The sequence below is a fragment of the Streptomyces sp. NPDC003032 genome, from assembly GCF_053591415.1.
This window is the reverse complement of record NZ_JBSFTT010000018.1, coordinates 59,388-74,851: the sequence shown is the minus strand read 5'-3', so window position 1 is coordinate 74,851 and position 15,464 is coordinate 59,388. Positions and strand designations below refer to the sequence as shown.

At 69.2% G+C, this 15,464-nt stretch carries 13 protein-coding genes and 2 pseudogenes; 8 read left to right on the top strand and 7 right to left on the bottom strand.

What is annotated here, in order from left to right; all coding sequences use genetic code 11:
• Window positions 1-46: 46 nt before the first annotated feature.
• Window positions 47-1,501, bottom strand: coding sequence for a flavin-containing monooxygenase (locus ACWDZ7_RS24670; protein WP_451799794.1), 1,455 nt, complete (start codon window positions 1,499-1,501; stop codon window positions 47-49).
• 375 nt (window positions 1,502-1,876) lie between these two features.
• Window positions 1,877-2,746, bottom strand: a complete 870-nt coding sequence (locus ACWDZ7_RS24665; RefSeq protein WP_451799793.1) for an AfsR/SARP family transcriptional regulator — start codon at window positions 2,744-2,746, stop codon at window positions 1,877-1,879.
• Between the two features lie 414 nt (window positions 2,747-3,160).
• Here ACWDZ7_RS24665 and ACWDZ7_RS24660 point away from each other — a divergent pair, with 414 nt between their 5' ends.
• Together ACWDZ7_RS24660 and ACWDZ7_RS24655 are read left to right on the top strand one after the other, a co-directional pair.
• The gene (locus ACWDZ7_RS24660; protein ID WP_451799791.1) at window positions 3,161-4,156 is read left to right on the top strand and encodes an LLM class flavin-dependent oxidoreductase; all 996 of its coding nucleotides are present in this window, start codon (window positions 3,161-3,163) and stop codon (window positions 4,154-4,156) included.
• On the top strand, window positions 4,153-4,929 hold the full coding sequence (locus ACWDZ7_RS24655) for a thioesterase II family protein (RefSeq protein ID WP_451799790.1): 777 nt from the start codon (window positions 4,153-4,155) through the stop codon (window positions 4,927-4,929). The genes ACWDZ7_RS24660 and ACWDZ7_RS24655 overlap by 4 nt, the downstream gene beginning before the upstream one ends.
• A 159-nt stretch (window positions 4,930-5,088) precedes the next feature.
• Here the strand turns inward: ACWDZ7_RS24655 and ACWDZ7_RS24650 are convergent, their stop codons facing one another.
• A complete protein-coding gene (locus ACWDZ7_RS24650; protein ID WP_451799788.1) occupies window positions 5,089-6,012 on the bottom strand; it encodes an endo-beta-N-acetylglucosaminidase H in 924 nt (307 codons plus the stop codon).
• Window positions 6,013-6,297: 285 nt separating this feature from the next.
• Entirely contained in the window at window positions 6,298-6,648 is a 351-nt protein-coding gene (locus tag ACWDZ7_RS24645; RefSeq protein ID WP_451799787.1) for a winged helix-turn-helix transcriptional regulator, read from the bottom strand.
• A 75-nt stretch (window positions 6,649-6,723) separates the two neighbouring features.
• Here ACWDZ7_RS24645 and ACWDZ7_RS24640 point away from each other — a divergent pair, with 75 nt between their 5' ends.
• The gene (locus ACWDZ7_RS24640) at window positions 6,724-7,383 is read left to right on the top strand and encodes an NADPH-dependent F420 reductase (RefSeq protein ID WP_451799785.1); all 660 of its coding nucleotides are present in this window, start codon (window positions 6,724-6,726) and stop codon (window positions 7,381-7,383) included.
• A 252-nt stretch (window positions 7,384-7,635) separates the two neighbouring features.
• Here the strand turns inward: ACWDZ7_RS24640 and ACWDZ7_RS24635 are convergent, their stop codons facing one another.
• Complete coding sequence (locus ACWDZ7_RS24635; RefSeq protein ID WP_451799976.1) at window positions 7,636-8,874, bottom strand: FUSC family protein; 1,239 nt, start codon at window positions 8,872-8,874, stop codon at window positions 7,636-7,638.
• 433 nt (window positions 8,875-9,307) lie between these two features.
• On the opposite strand from ACWDZ7_RS24635, the gene ACWDZ7_RS24630 reads away from it, so the two are divergent.
• From ACWDZ7_RS24630 to ACWDZ7_RS24620, 3 genes are all read left to right on the top strand, one after another.
• A complete protein-coding gene (locus tag ACWDZ7_RS24630) occupies window positions 9,308-9,451 on the top strand; it encodes a hypothetical protein (RefSeq protein ID WP_451799783.1) in 144 nt (47 codons plus the stop codon).
• Window positions 9,452-9,808: 357 nt separating this feature from the next.
• Window positions 9,809-10,366, top strand: a complete 558-nt coding sequence (locus ACWDZ7_RS24625; RefSeq protein ID WP_451799782.1) for a hypothetical protein — start codon at window positions 9,809-9,811, stop codon at window positions 10,364-10,366.
• Between the two features lie 160 nt (window positions 10,367-10,526).
• The gene (locus ACWDZ7_RS24620; RefSeq protein WP_451799781.1) at window positions 10,527-10,676 is read left to right on the top strand and encodes a hypothetical protein; all 150 of its coding nucleotides are present in this window, start codon (window positions 10,527-10,529) and stop codon (window positions 10,674-10,676) included.
• A 1,182-nt stretch (window positions 10,677-11,858) separates the two neighbouring features.
• Here the strand turns inward: ACWDZ7_RS24620 and ACWDZ7_RS24615 are convergent.
• Window positions 11,859-12,978: pseudogene (locus ACWDZ7_RS24615) on the bottom strand (SMI1/KNR4 family protein).
• A gap of 90 nt (window positions 12,979-13,068) precedes the next feature.
• Here ACWDZ7_RS24615 and ACWDZ7_RS24610 point away from each other — a divergent pair.
• Window positions 13,069-13,524: pseudogene (locus tag ACWDZ7_RS24610) on the top strand (IS630 family transposase); the annotation flags it as partial.
• A gap of 436 nt (window positions 13,525-13,960) precedes the next feature.
• Here the strand turns inward: ACWDZ7_RS24610 and ACWDZ7_RS24605 are convergent.
• Complete coding sequence (locus ACWDZ7_RS24605) at window positions 13,961-14,692, bottom strand: DUF7873 family protein (RefSeq protein ID WP_451799780.1); 732 nt, start codon at window positions 14,690-14,692, stop codon at window positions 13,961-13,963.
• A 318-nt stretch (window positions 14,693-15,010) separates the two neighbouring features.
• Here ACWDZ7_RS24605 and ACWDZ7_RS24600 point away from each other — a divergent pair, with 318 nt between their 5' ends.
• Window positions 15,011-15,424, top strand: coding sequence for a hypothetical protein (locus tag ACWDZ7_RS24600; RefSeq protein ID WP_451799778.1), 414 nt, complete (start codon window positions 15,011-15,013; stop codon window positions 15,422-15,424).
• Window positions 15,425-15,464 lie beyond the last annotated feature (40 nt).

Here is a 15,464-nt window from a genome sequence, read left to right as displayed (position 1 = left end):
GGGGGCGGGCCACCGCCGTACGCGCGGCATGCGCGGCCACGAAGACCTATCCGGTGTAGTCCTGCGGTGCGAAGACCGCGGTGCGCTCGCGGTAGGCCTCGATGCTGGAGGACCAGTTGTTGACCACGCGGCCGTCGCCCGTCGTGTACCAACTCCCGCAATCGGCCGCGAAGGCCGTGCCCGCGAGGTCACGCTGGAGGTCCTCGTTGTAGCGCCGCTGCACCTCGGGGATGACGTCCAGGGTGCGGGCAGGGCCGGCGTCGAGGGACGCGAGCGCCTGAAGCACGTAGGCGATCTGGCTCTCCACCATGAACAGGATCGAGTGGTGGCCCAGGTTGGTGTTCGGGCCGTAGAGCATGAACATGTTGGGGAAGCCGCTGACCGCCACGCCGAGATACGCCTCGGGCCCCTCCTTCCACGCCTCGCGCAGCCTCAGCAGGTTCCGTCCGATGATCTCCACCCCGCCGGTGCGGTCGAGCGGCTGGAAGCCGGTGGCGTGCACGATCACGTCGACGTCGTGCCGCCGCCCGTCCGTGGTCCGTATGCCCTCCGGCTCGATCCTGGCGATGGGCTCCGTCACCAGCTCGACGTTGTCGCGGGACAGCGCAGGGTAGTAGTCGTCGCTCATCAGCACCCGCTTGCAGCCGAAGGCGTAGTCGGGGGTGAGCCGGTCGCGGAGCCGGCCGTCGGCGACCTGCGTGGCCAGATGCTCTCCCGCCACCCGCAGGAACTCCTCCCGCACCGGATTGCCGTCGTCGCGCAGGCCGGTGGCCCAGCCGTCGCGCTCGCGGTAGAGGCCCTCGCGCAGAGCGGCGTAGCGGTGCGGCTCGGCGAGCAGCGCGGCACGCTCGTCGTCCGCCAGCGCCCGGTCCTCGCGCGGGAGCAGGTAGTTGGCGGACCGCTGGAACACCGTCAGCTGCCCGGTGGCCTCCGCGATGGCGGGCACCAACTGGACGGCGCTGGCCGCGTTGCCGATGCAGGCGACCCGCTTGCCCGTCAGATCCAGCTCGTCGGGCCAGCGCGCCGTGTGCGCCTGTGTCCCCTCGAAGCGGTCCACGCCCTCGACGCGCGCCCAGGCCGGCCGGTCGAGCTGCCCCCACGCCGTGATCAGCACGCGGGCCCGCAGCCGCTCACCGCGCGAGGTGCGCAGCAGCCAGGCGCCGTCCTCGTCCGACCACGCGGCCTGGGTGACCTCCACGCCGAGGCGGATGTGCTCATCCAGCCGGTGACTCCTGGCGAACCGTTCGAGGTTGCGCAGGATCTCCGGCTGCCCGGCGTAGGTGCGCGTCCAGTCGGGCTGCTCGCCGAAGGAGTACCAGTACAGGTGGGACTGCACGTCGCAGGCCGCGCCGGGGTACGTGTTGTCGCGCCAGGTCCCGCCGATCGAGGCGGCCTTCTCCAGAACCGTGAACGCGTGCCGTCCGGCCTCCTTGAGACGGGCGGCCATGCCGAGGCCCGACATCCCGGCGCCGATGATGACGACCTCGAAGTCCTCGTCCATAATCATCCCCTTCGTAGTGCCTCTTCCGCCGACCACCATGGCCAGCGGCGCTGATCGACGGCTGAAGGTCGACTGATGGACTGTCCCCGGATAAATGGCCGCGTCGGCGCCTTCGGCAAAAGTGCCGCAGAAAAAAGGGCAGAGAAGCCCATGCCTTTGCGACCATAAAGAGAAAAAGAGCGGGCGTCACTCATCCCACAACACTCTTACACCCGGTCCGAATTACCGTGGTGGAGTTTGCTCTAGGAATATTCTCGCGCAGGGCGCTGACGCGCGGCTGACGCGCTAAAACAAGACGAGGCTGCGGCAGTACGCCCCCGCCTCTCTCCGGGCGTACTGCCGCAGCCTCGTCACACAGCGGCCTGACCTCGCCGCCTACACGGGGACGACCGCGTCCAGCGAGGGAGCCTGGTTGAGGATCTCCCGCAGCCGCTCGCGCAGCTTGACCGAGGGCTCCACTCCCAACTCGCTCGCCAGCCTGTGCCGCGTGCTGTTGTACGTCTCCACCGCCTCGGCCTGCCGACCGGTCCGGTACAGGGCCAGCATGAGCATCTCGGTCAAGCGCTCCCGCCAGGGATGGATGGTGCGCATGCGCTTCAACTCGCTGATGCTGTGCACCGGGTCCGCCAGCTGGATCTCCAGCCAGAGCTTGTCCTCGACGGCGCACAGCTGCTCCTCCTCCAGCGCCAGAGCGACGCTCTGCGACATCGGCCCCTGGGCGACGTCCTGGAAGGGCGCGCCGCGCCAGAGCGCCAGAGCCTCGTCGAGCAGCTGGTGCGCCTGCGCGGGACTGTGCCGCGTGCAGGCGCGGGCCCGGCCGGCCAGCCGGCGGAAGGCCGCCGCGTCGGTCTCCTCGCCGTCCACCTCCAAGACGTACCCCGACGAGCGCGTGAGCAGTTCGGGTGCCGTTCCGTCCGGGCCCGCCGTCTGCTGCAGGGTCCGGCGTAACCGGTAGACGTGGGCCTGGAGCGAGTTCTCGAAGGTGGGCGGCGGGTTCTCCCCCCACAGTTCTGTGTACAGCTGCTCGGCGGAGAGCGGACGGCCGGGGCTCACCAGCAGCGCCGCCAGCAGGGTGCGCTGCCGGTTCCCGCCGACGGTGTACGCGCGGTCGCCCGCGCGCACTTCCAGCGGCCCCAGAAACGCGAAGACCGGACCGGTCCCGGAAGCGGCCGGTGCCTGGGATCCGGACGCAGGTATCGGGCCGCTCTTCCGGCGCGCATCCTTGAACTGCGAATAGGTGATCACTTTTTCCTCCTGTAGTACATGGTTCCCCTAATTGACTCCGGCTCCCTTCCTGACCGCAAGTGTGCGAGAGCGGCGACGTCGCTTCTACGCCAGTGCGTGCTCGCTGCAGCAAAGCCGATTCCCGGCGGTGATGTCGGGGCGGATGGGTGCATGTCGGACAGTGAAAAGGCGTGTTTTCCATGTCCGTGCGCGGGCTATTCCGCCCCATCCATGGCCGGTTCGGGCGCAGCATTAACAGTTATTCCAATAGCCGCAGGGAAAGAGATACCGGAGATGCTGGGCGCGGGTGGCCGGTCCACCATGGGCCACCACCCCGGCGGCTCCATCCGCTTTCACCGGGCGATCAGGAACCTGTCAGGAACGGCTGCTTGGATCGCAGGAACCGCTGACCACGATTCAAGAAAGAGGTGTGCGATGGGGGCTGCCCGTCAGCCGCTCCGCGTAGGGGTCCTGCTGCCGACCAGGGAGCAGGCGATCCTCGGCGAGTACAGCGTCGCGCCCCTGCTGGACTTCGCGCGACGGGCCGAAGAACTCGGCTTCGACTCCCTGTGGACGGGCGACTCGCTCACCGCGCGCCCCCGGCTCGACCCCATGGTGGTGCTGTCCGCCGCGGGCGCGGTGACCCGCCAGGTGCTCCTGGGCACCGCGGCCCTGACTCCCGCGCTGCGGCACCCACTTGTGGCCGCGAGCATGATCAGCAGCCTGGACCATGTCAGCTCCGGCCGGCTCGTCCTCGGAGTGGGTACGGGTTTCCCGGCGCCGGAGACCGACGAGGAACTGGCCGCCGTGGGCGCCCCGGCGGCCGACGACGCCGACCGGCTCGACGAGATCACCGCGCTGTGGCGGACGGCCTGGAGCAGCACCCGGCCCGGCGCGCCGAGCCGCTTCGCGGGTCGGCACTGGCAGGCGGAGGGCCTGGACCGGCTGGTCTGCCCGGCCGCGCCCGACGGACCGCCGCTGTGGCTCGCCGCCGACGACACCGCCAGCGTGCTGGAACGGGCGGCCCTCCTCTACGACGGCTGGCTGCCGTTCCGCACCTCGGCCGAGGCCTACGCCCGCGCTCGGCGACGCCTGGAGGACCTCTGCCGACGCGCGGGACGCCGGGCCGGCGCGGTGACCCCGGCCCTGTATCTGACGGTCACCGTGGGCCCGGACGAACGAGGTGCCAGGGTCGAGCTGGACGACTACCTGGAGCACTGCTACGGCCGCTCCCTGGCGGAGATGAAGGCGATCCAGGCCTATGCGTGGGGCCCGAGTGAGCACTGCGCGCAGCGTGTGGCCGATTACGTGCGGGCGGGCGCCCGCCACATCGTGCTCCGCATCGGGTCCTTGCGGCCGGAGACACATTTGCGGGAGATCGCGGACGTACTGGTGTCCAAGGCCCGCCAGACGGATCAGGAGAGCGCATGACGACCACCGGCAGTACTCGAGGCGCCCGCTGGTTCACCAGCTCCGGGGCCGACCCGAACGCCGAGCACCAAGCCTTCCTCCTGCCACACGCAGGCGGCACGGCCCCGGCCTACCAGGCCTGGGCGGCCACCTTGCCCTCCACGATGGAGGTACGAACACTGCAACTGCCCGGCCGCCAGGAACGGCTGGCCGAGGAGCCGTTCACCGATGTGACAGCGCTGCTGGAAGCGCTGGTGGAGGCGTTCGAAGCGGAACTCGACGGCCGCCCCTACCTGCTCTTCGGCCACAGTTTCGGAGGACTGCTCGCCTACCGGCTGTCCGTGGCGGCGGTCTGGAGCGGCCTGCCGGCCCCCGAACTCCTGGCCGTCTCGGCATGGGCCCCTGGACTGGAACCGGCCGCCGAGCTGGACCGGGTGGCCACCATGTCGGACGACGAACTCCTCACCCGGGTAGGACAACTGGGCCTGATGGCGGAGGGTACGACGCTGGACCCGGCCACCCTGGCCTCGATCATGCCCGCCCTGCGCGCCGACTTCCTGACCGCAGGCAGCCTGCGCGAGGACGGCGAACCGGCGCCCTGCCCGGTCGCGGCCTACTGCGGCACCTCGGACCCGATCGCCGCACCGGGCGGCATGGCCGCCTGGGCGGACCACTGCACGGACTTCCTCGGCGTGACCCAGTTCCCCGGCAGCCACTTCTACCACTTCGAACACGCCGCGGCGGTCCAGCACAGCGTGCACCGCCACCTGCGCCGGCTGGCCGCGCGGGCCTGAGGACCGTTGTTGGATGCAGATGGTATGGGCCTGACCAGGTGAAAGATACCGTCGCCTCAACCGAGGCGGTGACTGGCAGGCCAACGCCGCCCGCGAGATGAATGGTCGCCCCACACCGCGCCCCCGACAACGTTGTCGAAGGCGCGGTGTGCGGTCGTCCTACGGCGTGTAGGCAGCGTCACTGCCGTACAACTCGCGGGTGAACGCGGAGACATCGGCGCTGCGATCGGCGCCGTCGAGGTTGTACGTCAGATACACGCCGTACCCCTCGCGGACGGTGCGGCGGGCGAGGCCGGCGGCCGTGCTCTGCGACGTCCGGCCGATCTCTACGGCCGCCGGTGACAGCTTCGACTTGGGCAGTGCGATGCCGGGGACTTGCCAGGTGCCGTAGTACGGGTTCCAGGCGTAGTCGAACTTGGAGGAGACGTCGACGCCGCCGTAGGAGAGGCGCGACGCGGCAGGGCCGATGTTGTAGAGGCTGATGATCTTGTCCGGCATGTTCGCGCGCAGCGCCGTCACCAGGTGCACGAACGAGCTGCTGTTGGGCTGACCGGTGCCGTTGTTCCCGTACTCGGCGTACTCGTCGTCGAAGTCGATGCCGTCGAGCCCGTACTTGGTCACGGTGTCCGACAACTGTTTCGCGAACGCCGAAGCCGCTTGCCGGGACGGGAAGTTGGCGAAACCCGCGCCCTGGTGGTTGCCGAGCACCGAGAGGACGACCTTGATGCCCTTCCGCTGCAACGGCCGTATCTCCGTGGCGGCGTTGTCGAGGACACGCTGCACGTTCTCGTTGAAGTGCAGATATGCCGCCTTCGTGCCTGTGTCGTAGTTGATGTTCGCCGCGAAGATCACGGCGACGTCGAAGACGTTGCCGCCGCCGTTGGCGAGGGTGTACTTGCCGACGTTCAGCATGCTGTTGTCGTTCACCTCGACGTACGCCACCGAGGTCGGTCCCTGTTTCGCGGGAGCGGGAGCGGGGGCCGCTGCCGCGCCGGTCGTGGCGGTCGTGCCGAAGGTGAGGGCCGCGACGGCCGAGAGCGCGAGCGCGGCCGTCCGCACTCTGCTCCGTACCAGAGTGAACATCGTTGATCGGTCTCCCATCGCATGGGTCGGCGCCCGACGTGTTTCGAAAGCGCCGAGTGAGCCCTGTGAGTTTTCCACCTCCCATGACCGAACCCCCAGAGTCGTGCGCGAACTTCTCGCAGCTCCCACGCTCGTCGCGCCCAGTCCGGCGCCTGGACAACCTGATGGCTGAACAACGAATCCCGCTGGAACGCTGGAACGGTTGTTGCCGAAGGGCAAAAAGCCCACTCGCCCGCCCGACCCCGTCGTCGCCCCGCAGGCGGTGCTTGAGGACCGCGGCTGAACTCACCCGCCGTTTCGGTCCTGAGCGGCCATGACCTCATCACCGTGCTCGAAGGCCCACGCGCCGAACGCGTCGATCGGGCCGAGCAGCGTCTTTCCCAGAGCGGTGAGTCCGTACTCGACACGGGGTGGCGCCTCGGCATAGGCGCGTCGTTCCACCAGACCGTTGAACTCCAGCCGCCGCAGCGTCTCTGTCAAGACCTTGGGGCTGATGCCGCCGATGCGCTCGCGGAGTTCACCGGGACGCCTGGGACCGTCCCGCAGGACCCAAATGAGCACCGCGTTCCACGTGTTGGAGAGAAGGTCGAAGGCGAGGCGGGCGCGGCAGTCGGCGAGATAGGCGTCGGTCGTCACGTACCAAATGGTGCCTGACGGACTTCCTAGTGTCATCCCGAAGCGGTTGGAACAAGCACGGAGAGAGGCGAATCGATGAAGATCGGCGTGCTGGGAACGGGGAACATGGCGGACGCACTGGCCACGCACTGGGGGCGGGTCGGCCACGAGGTGTTCGTCGGAGGCCGGGACGAACTGAAGGCCCAGCGGCTCGCGACGCGCATCGGGGGAGGCACAGGGCATGGGAGTCTGCACGCGGCGGCGGACTTCGGTGAGGTCGTGCTGGCCGCGCTGCCTTACGGCGCGGGGGCAGACGTCGTCAAAGAGCTCCAGGCGGCACTGAGCGGGAAGATCCTGCTCGACTGTGCCAATCCGGTCGGACCCGGTTTCCGGCTGCTGACCGAAGGGGGCCCCTCGGCGGCGTGCCGACTGGCTGCGGCGGCGCCGGGCGCGCGGGTCGTCAAGGCGTTCAACCTCTGTCATGAGGACGTGTGGCGGATGACCCCGCCCGTCTTCGACGGTCAACCACTCGCGGTTCCGGTCTGCGGGGACGATGAGGCCGCACTCAAGCGGGTGTACGAACTGGTGCGGGACGTGGGCTGCGAGCCGGTGGCCGGCGGCGGGCTGGAACGCGCCGGACTCCTGGAGGCGACCGCGGCACTGTTCATCGGACTGTGGGTGGCGGAGCAGGCGGACGTACGAGCGATCGCACCCCCCTTGGCGTACGCGACAGGCCCAGGAGCCCAGAGCGTGTGAGACGTACCAGGCGTTGCGTGGGGAGTGGAGTTCCCACCCCTTTCGCTGTCGTGGGTGTCGCCGACCGGGACTCCGATGAGGTGCAGGCAGTCCGTTCGTGTCCGGCAGGACGTGCGTCTTGGAACCCGGTTCACCGCGGTCCGGGGCTGGCACGTCTGTGTCGTACGCGGACTCCGCCTCCTCCGACACGCACGCCTGCCTCCTCTTTCCTCGGTCGGCGGACACCCCGCACGTGCTCCACGCCTGTGGGTCTCAGCCCTCCACGGCCGGCCGCCGCTCCCTGCCGCTCTCGCCGCGCAGCCGGCGGCGCAGCGCCGCGAGCCGCGGGTAGCGCTCGCTGAGGTCCGCCGATTGGCGGTCCAGCTCCTGCATGAGGCGCTCGGTGCGCTTGTCGAGGTCCAGCTCGTCGAGGATCCGGTCGATCTCGGCGAGCAGCGCGCCGTGCAGCTGCCACTGCCGGGGGTGCTCCCGCACGTCCTCCAGCAGCATCTCGGCGACCCGGTCGCGGGTGAGCCGGCTCGCGGCCAGGGCGGCGGTCAGCCGCTCCTCGGCCTGCTCCGCGTTGGCGGCCACCTGGGTGGTGATCAGCCGGGCGAAGCTCTCGATGGCGTCGGCCACCTGCTCGAACAGCTCCTGGAGGCCGGCCGATACGTCCGGCGGGAACAGCGACTCCTCCGTACGGAACTTCGCCAGGTCGGTCAGGCTCCGGGTCAGCACCCGCAGCACCACCGCGCAGATCTCCAGGGTGTCCAGCCCCGTCCGAAGCACCACCCGGGACAGCAGCCCCTCCCGTACGCGCGGGTTCATCCGCAGGCTCTCCTCCGCCTGCCGCAGCGAGGCGTCGACCTCCACGATGTCGTGGTCCAGCCGCCGCGCTTCGTGCAGCCGGGCGGCCGCGTGAGGGAAGGGGAGGTGGCCCTTGGCGATCTCCGCGCCCATGGTGCGGAACATGAGGCCCATCCCGCGCGCCAGCCCGTCGATGGACGTCCCCGCCGACTGCGTCCACACCGGGGGTGCGAACAGCAGGTTGAACAGCAGGCCCACCCCGGCGCCGATCAGCGTCTCCAGAACCCGGTGCCAGGCCGCCGACGTGGCCTGGGAGACACCGAGGACGAGCATCGCACTGATCGCCACCTCGGGCACGAACTCGCTCACCCGCACGAAACGGCCGATGATCAGCGAGGTGAAGATCGTCAGGCCCAGGCTCCACCAGGTCAGCCCGACCAGAGTGGTGAAGCCGATGGCGATGAGGACACCGACGACGACGGAGTTCACGCGTCGGATACCGGTGGTGAGGGTCGCGTACAAGGTGACCTGGACGACCAGGAGCGCGGTCAGCGGGGCCGTCAGGGGAGCGGGTTGCGCGGGCAGGACCATCAGGGCGACGACGAAGGAGATGACGGCGGCGGCCGTGGAACGCAGCGTCTGCGCCGCGACGGGTTCGGTGGTCCGCCGCACCAGTTTGATCACGGGTGCTGATACGTCCGGCATCCCATTCACGTGCCCGATCATGAGCCCCTCACCACACTTCAGCACCAGGAACCCCCCAGACGCCGTTTTGCACCACCCGTCGCGTGGTGTCACCAAAGTCCGTTGTCACCGGCTCCGGCTCCGGCTCCGGCTCCGGCTCGGGCTCGGGCTCGGGCTCGGGCTCGGGCATGGGCATGGGCATGGCATCGGCTCCGCTCTGGCATCGGCTCCGGCTCGGGCGTCGGCCGCGCCACCGCCGCCCGGCTCGCCGCGCAGGGCATGGACGCCGGCATCACGTGGCACACCGGCGAGGACGGCGCACGGCGCAGACCGCTGAAGAGGTACGCGGCCACGGGCGCCGCGCCGCCGTCGTACACCTGGATGTGACGCGGCTGCCGAAAGCCGCCGGCGCCGCCGACGAGCTGGCCCGGAACGCGGCCGCATCGACATCCTGGTGAACAACACCGGCGTCTGCACGGCCTCGCCCCTCGTCGACATGACGTACGACACCGCGCGGGACATGCTCGACGCCGACCTGGGCGCGCCGCTCCTGGCTCACGCAGGCCGTGGCACTGGCACTGGAGTCGGCCGAGTATGACATCACCGTGAAGGCCGTCGCGCCGGGTGAGATCGCCACCCCGATGGCGGGACAGGAGGGCGAGGACGTACGCCTGGCGGAGGCATCCGTAATTCTCGTCGATATGCGAGGAAGAAACGTATGGCGTGGGCGTGAGGTTCTATTCACTCACAGGAGTGGGTTTCTGAGTGGTTTTGCTTGTGGCGGGAATGCAGCAATCGGAAGGACTAGCAATTTTCCGCGTCCCGTTGCGTGGCGCGCCACCAAGTGCAGAGCCACCGTTCCGTCCGCTCCTGTGAGTTGTCGGCCGTCTGTCTATGCCTGCTCAACGCATGAGTGGTCGGCGTGAGGTGCAATCCTGCCGCAGAGGCGCGAGTGATGTTCCTGCGCGGGCCGCGATTCACCACGAGTCCGGCCTGTCGCACCGACGCCCGGAAGACACGTCGCCGACGCACCGGGCAATCCCGATATGCCGGCGATGACACACAAGGAGAACAAAAAATGGTAGCCATTACCAAGATCGAGGCGCATGTGCAGACGGCCGACGTCACTTGGGCCGGCACGGACAGCACGGTTCGCCTGGGCATCGCAGGACGTGAGTTCAGGCTGGAAACCGCAGCCGACGACTTCAGGCAAGGCGTGGCACAGACGTTCATCATGGGCGAGGAGAGCACCGTTGAGCGAGGCGATCTCAACGATCCGCGCAGGCCGCAGCTCGACACCGAAGACCTCAACCGGTACCCCGTCTATCTCCGTTACGTCCCGCTGGGCGGCGGACCGGACTGGTGCCTGGAGCGAGTCACCGTCACGGTCCAGCCCGGCAGCCACGTCTTCGACAACCCCGTTCTGGAGAATGAGGCCGAGAACCGTCGGATCTGGTTCAGCCCTGAGGGCGGCGAGATCCTTTACCTGCGCCGCGTCAGCATCACCGGTTGACGCGGGACTCGGTCACGCGTCAGTACGCATTCAGTCGGCCAAGCGGCTCGGTCCCCTCCTTCCTCAGCCAGCTCTACCACTGCCTCCAGCACCACAAGCTGTTCGACGAGAATGCGGCCTTCCCTCACCAACTCGCCGTTGCCGCCCGCCCTCTGGCAGCATGAGGTGCCTTCTCAAGGAAGGCCGCCGTACCGCCCATCCTGAACTGGCCCTGTTCACCCGCTGGGGATACCTACAGGTCCAACTCGCCCCGAAGGAACGCGCCGAGGTGACCGTCTCGCCCGCCCACAAGGCCAAAGGCGGCGAATAGGTAGACGTGAAGGTCGCCGACGATTTCGCCCCACCCACCCGGGAACGGGTAGCGGGGCTGCCTGAGCAGTCCTGTTCACGGCCGAGGCGAGTTGCTGTGAGGGCCTGCGAGAGATCGTCGCGCAGGCCCTCGTCGCATCGCGCGTTCTCCACCTCATGTAGGTCCGAACCCCCGGTGAATCCGGCTGAACCGAAGCCTCGGCGGGCTCGCCGCGCTGCGGGACGCGCTGCCCGGCTGTGACGTACTGGTCTCCTCCACCCAGCACGGCCCGGCGGAAACGGGAGCCGGTACCCGCGACTGCCGGCCCGGCGGGCTGTCGGCGAGCGCGTCGCTCGCCCAGCTCGAACGCGGACTCGACCGGCCGCTCAGCGGCGCCGAGGCGCGGGGAGCCGCCCGTTTCGCCGCCGAGGTGCACGGGCATCCGCGCGCCTTGGCCGCGTCGGCGGCGCTGTTGGAGGCGGGAGGCGGCACCGCCCATGCGGCCTTCACCGCGGCCTTCACCGCGGCCTTCACCGCGGACGAGGCCGCGGTGGCCTCGGGACTCGCCGGACGGCTCCGGCCAGGGAACCGCCCGGCTGCTCGGTGCCCTATGCGCCTTCCAGCCGCTTCCCGTGTCCGCGGCCCTCCTGGGGGCGGTCGGTGCGGGCACCCCCGTGCCGGAGGCCTTGACGGAACTTCAGCGGTTGCGCCTGGTCACCCGTGAGAGCGGCGGCTACCGTGCCGGGGGACGGCTCGCCGTCCTGACCGCCGAAAGGGCCGGCACCCTGCGGGTCGCGGCCGACGCCACCGCCGAACTCGCCGACTGGACCGGTCAGCGTCCTGGCCGGCGCGAGGTCGCCGCCGGGTCGGGGCTGGTCCGGCGCGCGCTCGCGGAGGCGGCACGACGGGGCGACGACACGGCCGTACGGGACTTGGCGCGGGCCGCCGCCTGTACTGGCCCGCAGCCTGTGCTGGGGTGCTTGGAAAGAGGCGCTGGCGCTCGGCGGCGCGGCCGCCGCCGGGCTCGGCGCCACCGAGGACCTGACGTACTTCGCCCGGAGGAGAACGTACGGCGTAAGGCGCTTGGCCTGGCGAGTGTGGCCGCAGGACTGGCTTCGGCGGCCGGCGGCACAGCTGCCGGCCAGGCCATCAGCGGTACGGACCCGCCGACGGCAGAGGGTGTGCAGGAGGACGGACCCGAGTTCAGGGCCGATGCCGCGCGAAGTAGGCGTAGGAGAACCCCTCGCCCGCGCGTGGCTCCCGGGTCCAGGACCGGGTGGTGAAGGTGGGGAGCCTGCCTTGGGTCAGCGCGAAGCGGGGGAGTGAAAGGCCGAGTTCCGTGTGCAGGGCCTCCAACGCGCGTAGCTCGCCGACCATTTCGGAGTCCTCCGGACGGAACAGCCGTGCGGGTTCCAAGGCCTCGGGTATCGCGCCGGAGCGCTGGACCTCCGTACCCCGCACGGTGAACGCGTAGAGCTCCTTGCCCCGCTCGGCCACCGACAGGTGGAACGCGGCCGGGTGGTCACCCGGTGACGAGCGCCTCGGGTCGCGCCACACCACCACCGCGCGGCCGGACAAGGAGGCGGCTGGAGCGGGAGACAGGAACAGCTTGTTCAGGTGGTGGTGGGAGTGGCCGTCGAAGGCGAAGGCCCACGCTTGGGCGGTGCGGCCGACGGCGGCCACGGCCCGGTCCTCCCAGAGTTCCACGCCCTCCCGCTCATGGGGCTTGGGCGCGTGCCAGGACGCCTTGCGCGGATCCGTTGGCGCGCTCAGTTCGGCGCCTTCCTCGCCGATCAGGGCGGGCAAGGAGGCGGGGGTGATTCCCTCGACCCAGACACAGCGGTATATAGAGGTAGAGCGCCCACTCGCCGTCCCGGTCGCTGTCGCCCGGGTCGAGCAGGGCGTGCGATATGTCGGAGTCCGTCTCAAGCCGCAGCGCCCGTTGCCACATCCCGGCCAGCAGGATGTCCTCCTCGCGCGGATTGTCGCCCAGGTTCTGCTCGTACAGCGGGGTCATGTCGAACGGATCCCGGAACCAGTCGATGTCCGCAACACCGCCGAGCTGGTAGACCCCGGCCATCTGGTCCACGTGCCACCCGTCGCTCACGGCCAGGAACTCGCGGTACGAGGGAGGCAGCCGCCGCCCCAGCCGCTCCTCGGCCGCGGCGATCGCCGCCTCGTCCGCCCCGGGGCGGCCCGGAGGGACGACGTTCTGCCCGCCGTCGTTGTCGTCCTCGTCGTCGTCGTCCTCGTCCTCGCGGGGAACCCACTCCTCCTGCCAACGTCCGAGAAGGTGGCGCCAGTTGAAAGACTCGCTACTCATGACCGCATGGTGTCATCCGGCACTGACAACGGTGTTCGGCCCTGCTGGGGTGACGCCTGCTTCAGTCGGCGGCAGCACGGTCCCCGTCGCGGGCTCGTATGCCTGAACTCTCGCTGGGCGGGAGGCCGTCCCCGCCTTCTCGATCGTAACGACGAGGACTTCGTCGTCCAGACGGCCACCACTGGCAGCGCACCAAGACCACCTGGAAGAAGTCCCCGGATGCGGCCTTCGACGCGAAGCTCGCCCGGATCGAGTACGCGATCAATGAACGACCGGACCGCACTTTCGCGTTCGACGAGTTCGGGCGCCTGGGAATCCGCCCCACCGCCAGCTCCTGCTGGGATCAACCGGCGCCGCAAAGGCACCATCGAGGTGCATTTCGGACCACTACGGCAGTTCACCCCGGCCAACTCGAACCACCCCAACCACCCCAACCACACCGTCCAGACACGGGCCCTGCATGCCTACCTGCGCTGGCGCAGCCAGAACGCCCGTCACCCCGACGTCCTCGGGGCCCAACGGCGCGAACGCGCCCGTATCCGCAACCCGGTGAACCTTCCCGGTCACAGCACAAGTCGCGGGCCGGAACGTGACGGAGCCCGGGAGCATGTCCAGCTCCCGGGCTCCAGCTTGCCACCCATTTGCGCACACCGGCGGCGTTTAAGAACCGCGGGTCATGTTGAGATCGACGTGTTCTGCCTTTGAACTACAGCGCCACGAGAGAGGCGCCGAGGGGACTTGAACCCCCATCCGTCGATGTTCGCCCACGCTCGGTCGATCCGGTGTTCGGCGGCGAATACTGAGACTGGAGCGAGAATCTGAGTTTCACGGGGCCGCCTCTGCCAGGCTTGGGCCACCCCCGCACGTGGTGCGGGGGGAGGGATTCGAACCCCCAACTGACACCCCTTCATCAGCTTCAACATCAGTTTCAGCTTGCGCTCATCGCGCACCCTCCGCTCGCGACGGAGGGCGTATATGGAGGCTACCGGAACAGGTAGCCGAATACCGCGTCGCCGACCCGCTGGTCGGTGACCTCGGTGTTGTTCGCCTCCTCGCGGGCGAACTTGACGGACTGCTGGAGCTTCTCGACGCGGTCGAGGAGCTCGTTGACCCGCCGGGCGGGCAGCGCGCCGGAGAACTTCACCGTGGTCCAGTAACCGACCGGGACGTCCTCGTAGTACACCTCGACCTGCGCCGGGTGCTTCTCCGTGGCCTCGGCCTTCACGTGGTTGCGCGGAACCTTCTTCGTGCGGATGGTCCGCACCGGGTCCGTCCTCCACGAGTCCGTCGAGGGGTCCAGGTTCCAAGACTCGGAGGCGTCGAGCACTGGCAACTTGCGTACGAAGGTGTGCAGGTCGGTGAGCTGCTTCTCCAGGAACAACAGGTACGGGACGGGCACCTGGGGCAACAGCACCGTACCGTCGACCACCACGTCCGCGACCGCGGACCGGTTCGCCCAGTCCTTCGTCGCGGTCACGTCGAAGAGCCGCGTCAGCGTCCCGGCGGTCGCCCGCAGAGCATCCTCGGCCTTGATCTGCACCCGCGTGGACTCGGGCGGCAGCTGCTCGCCCTCCTCGTCCTTGGGCTGGTAGGTCCGGGAGATGCCGGCCAGCAGGGCGGGCTTCTGCACGTCCTGGTGAGCCTGGGTGAGCTCCTGGAGGGCCTTGGACTTGACGCCCTTTTCGACTGCGATGATCTGATTCAGCTTCGGCACACGGCGAACCTAACAACCCCGCGCCGCACGCACATCCGATTAAACGCCTGCGCCGTCCCTTCCGCCCGAGAGGGCGGGGCGGCGAGTGTGAGCCCGGACCGGGGCGCGAAGGTCACCAACCGTAAGGAGGCCGCCCGGCCGGCGGCCCGTGCGGTGCATCGCAAGGCGGAGGGCCACGGCTCTCCTACCGCACGTACCCCGGTCATAGCACTAGCGGCAGTGCCGTGTCGCTGAAGCGATCATCGTGAGGGGGCGCTGCGGCAGTTCACGTTGGGTCCCAGCCACTCGCGCCCCGGACGAAGGCGCGATGATCTGTTCGTGGCGACAGATGCCGAGTGGGCTCGGATTCGGAGGGATCTGCGCTTCGGGCAGGTCTTCCAGGGCACCGTGGTGAAAGTTCCCCGGCCCGGTGCGATCGGGATCTTCGTGGACATCGGGCTGAGCGTCGGAGGCTTTGTCGACGTCCTGCTGCTTCCGAACGAGGGCGAAGACTGGCCGGCGGAGGGCACGGTTGCCGATTTCGAGATCTGGTGGGCAGACAGCCGCCAACAAATCCGGCTGAAGCCGTCCGACTCTCGGTATCTACGGACCGACTTCGCAGACTTCGTCGAACGCGTTCGTCCCAGTTGGCCATCCGAAGTCGGTCAGCCCGTCCGTGACTACTGGCCTGTCACCCCCGACGAGTTGCAGGCCGTGCTTCGCTCCGATGGGCCGCCGGCCAACTCCCCATGAGACTGGAGAAGTGGCCGGCTGTCCTTCGGGGGCTGGTGCG

Bases quoted from the DNA above. Each gene is read 5' to 3' on its own strand.
- ACWDZ7_RS24670 (WP_451799794.1), bottom strand. From the start codon at position 1,501: ATGGACGAGGACTTCGAGGTCGTCATCATCGGCGCCGGGATGTCGGGC.
- ACWDZ7_RS24660 (WP_451799791.1), top strand. From the start codon at position 3,161: ATGGGGGCTGCCCGTCAGCCGCTCCGCGTAGGGGTCCTGCTGCCGACC.
- ACWDZ7_RS24655 (WP_451799790.1), top strand. From the start codon at position 4,153: ATGACGACCACCGGCAGTACTCGAGGCGCCCGCTGGTTCACCAGCTCC.
- ACWDZ7_RS24650 (WP_451799788.1), bottom strand. From the start codon at position 6,012: ATGTTCACTCTGGTACGGAGCAGAGTGCGGACGGCCGCGCTCGCGCTC.
- ACWDZ7_RS24640 (WP_451799785.1), top strand. From the start codon at position 6,724: ATGAAGATCGGCGTGCTGGGAACGGGGAACATGGCGGACGCACTGGCC.
- ACWDZ7_RS24635 (WP_451799976.1), bottom strand. From the start codon at position 8,874: ATGCCGGACGTATCAGCACCCGTGATCAAACTGGTGCGGCGGACCACC.
- ACWDZ7_RS24625 (WP_451799782.1), top strand. From the start codon at position 9,809: ATGTTCCTGCGCGGGCCGCGATTCACCACGAGTCCGGCCTGTCGCACC.
- ACWDZ7_RS24620 (WP_451799781.1), top strand. From the start codon at position 10,527: ATGAGGTGCCTTCTCAAGGAAGGCCGCCGTACCGCCCATCCTGAACTG.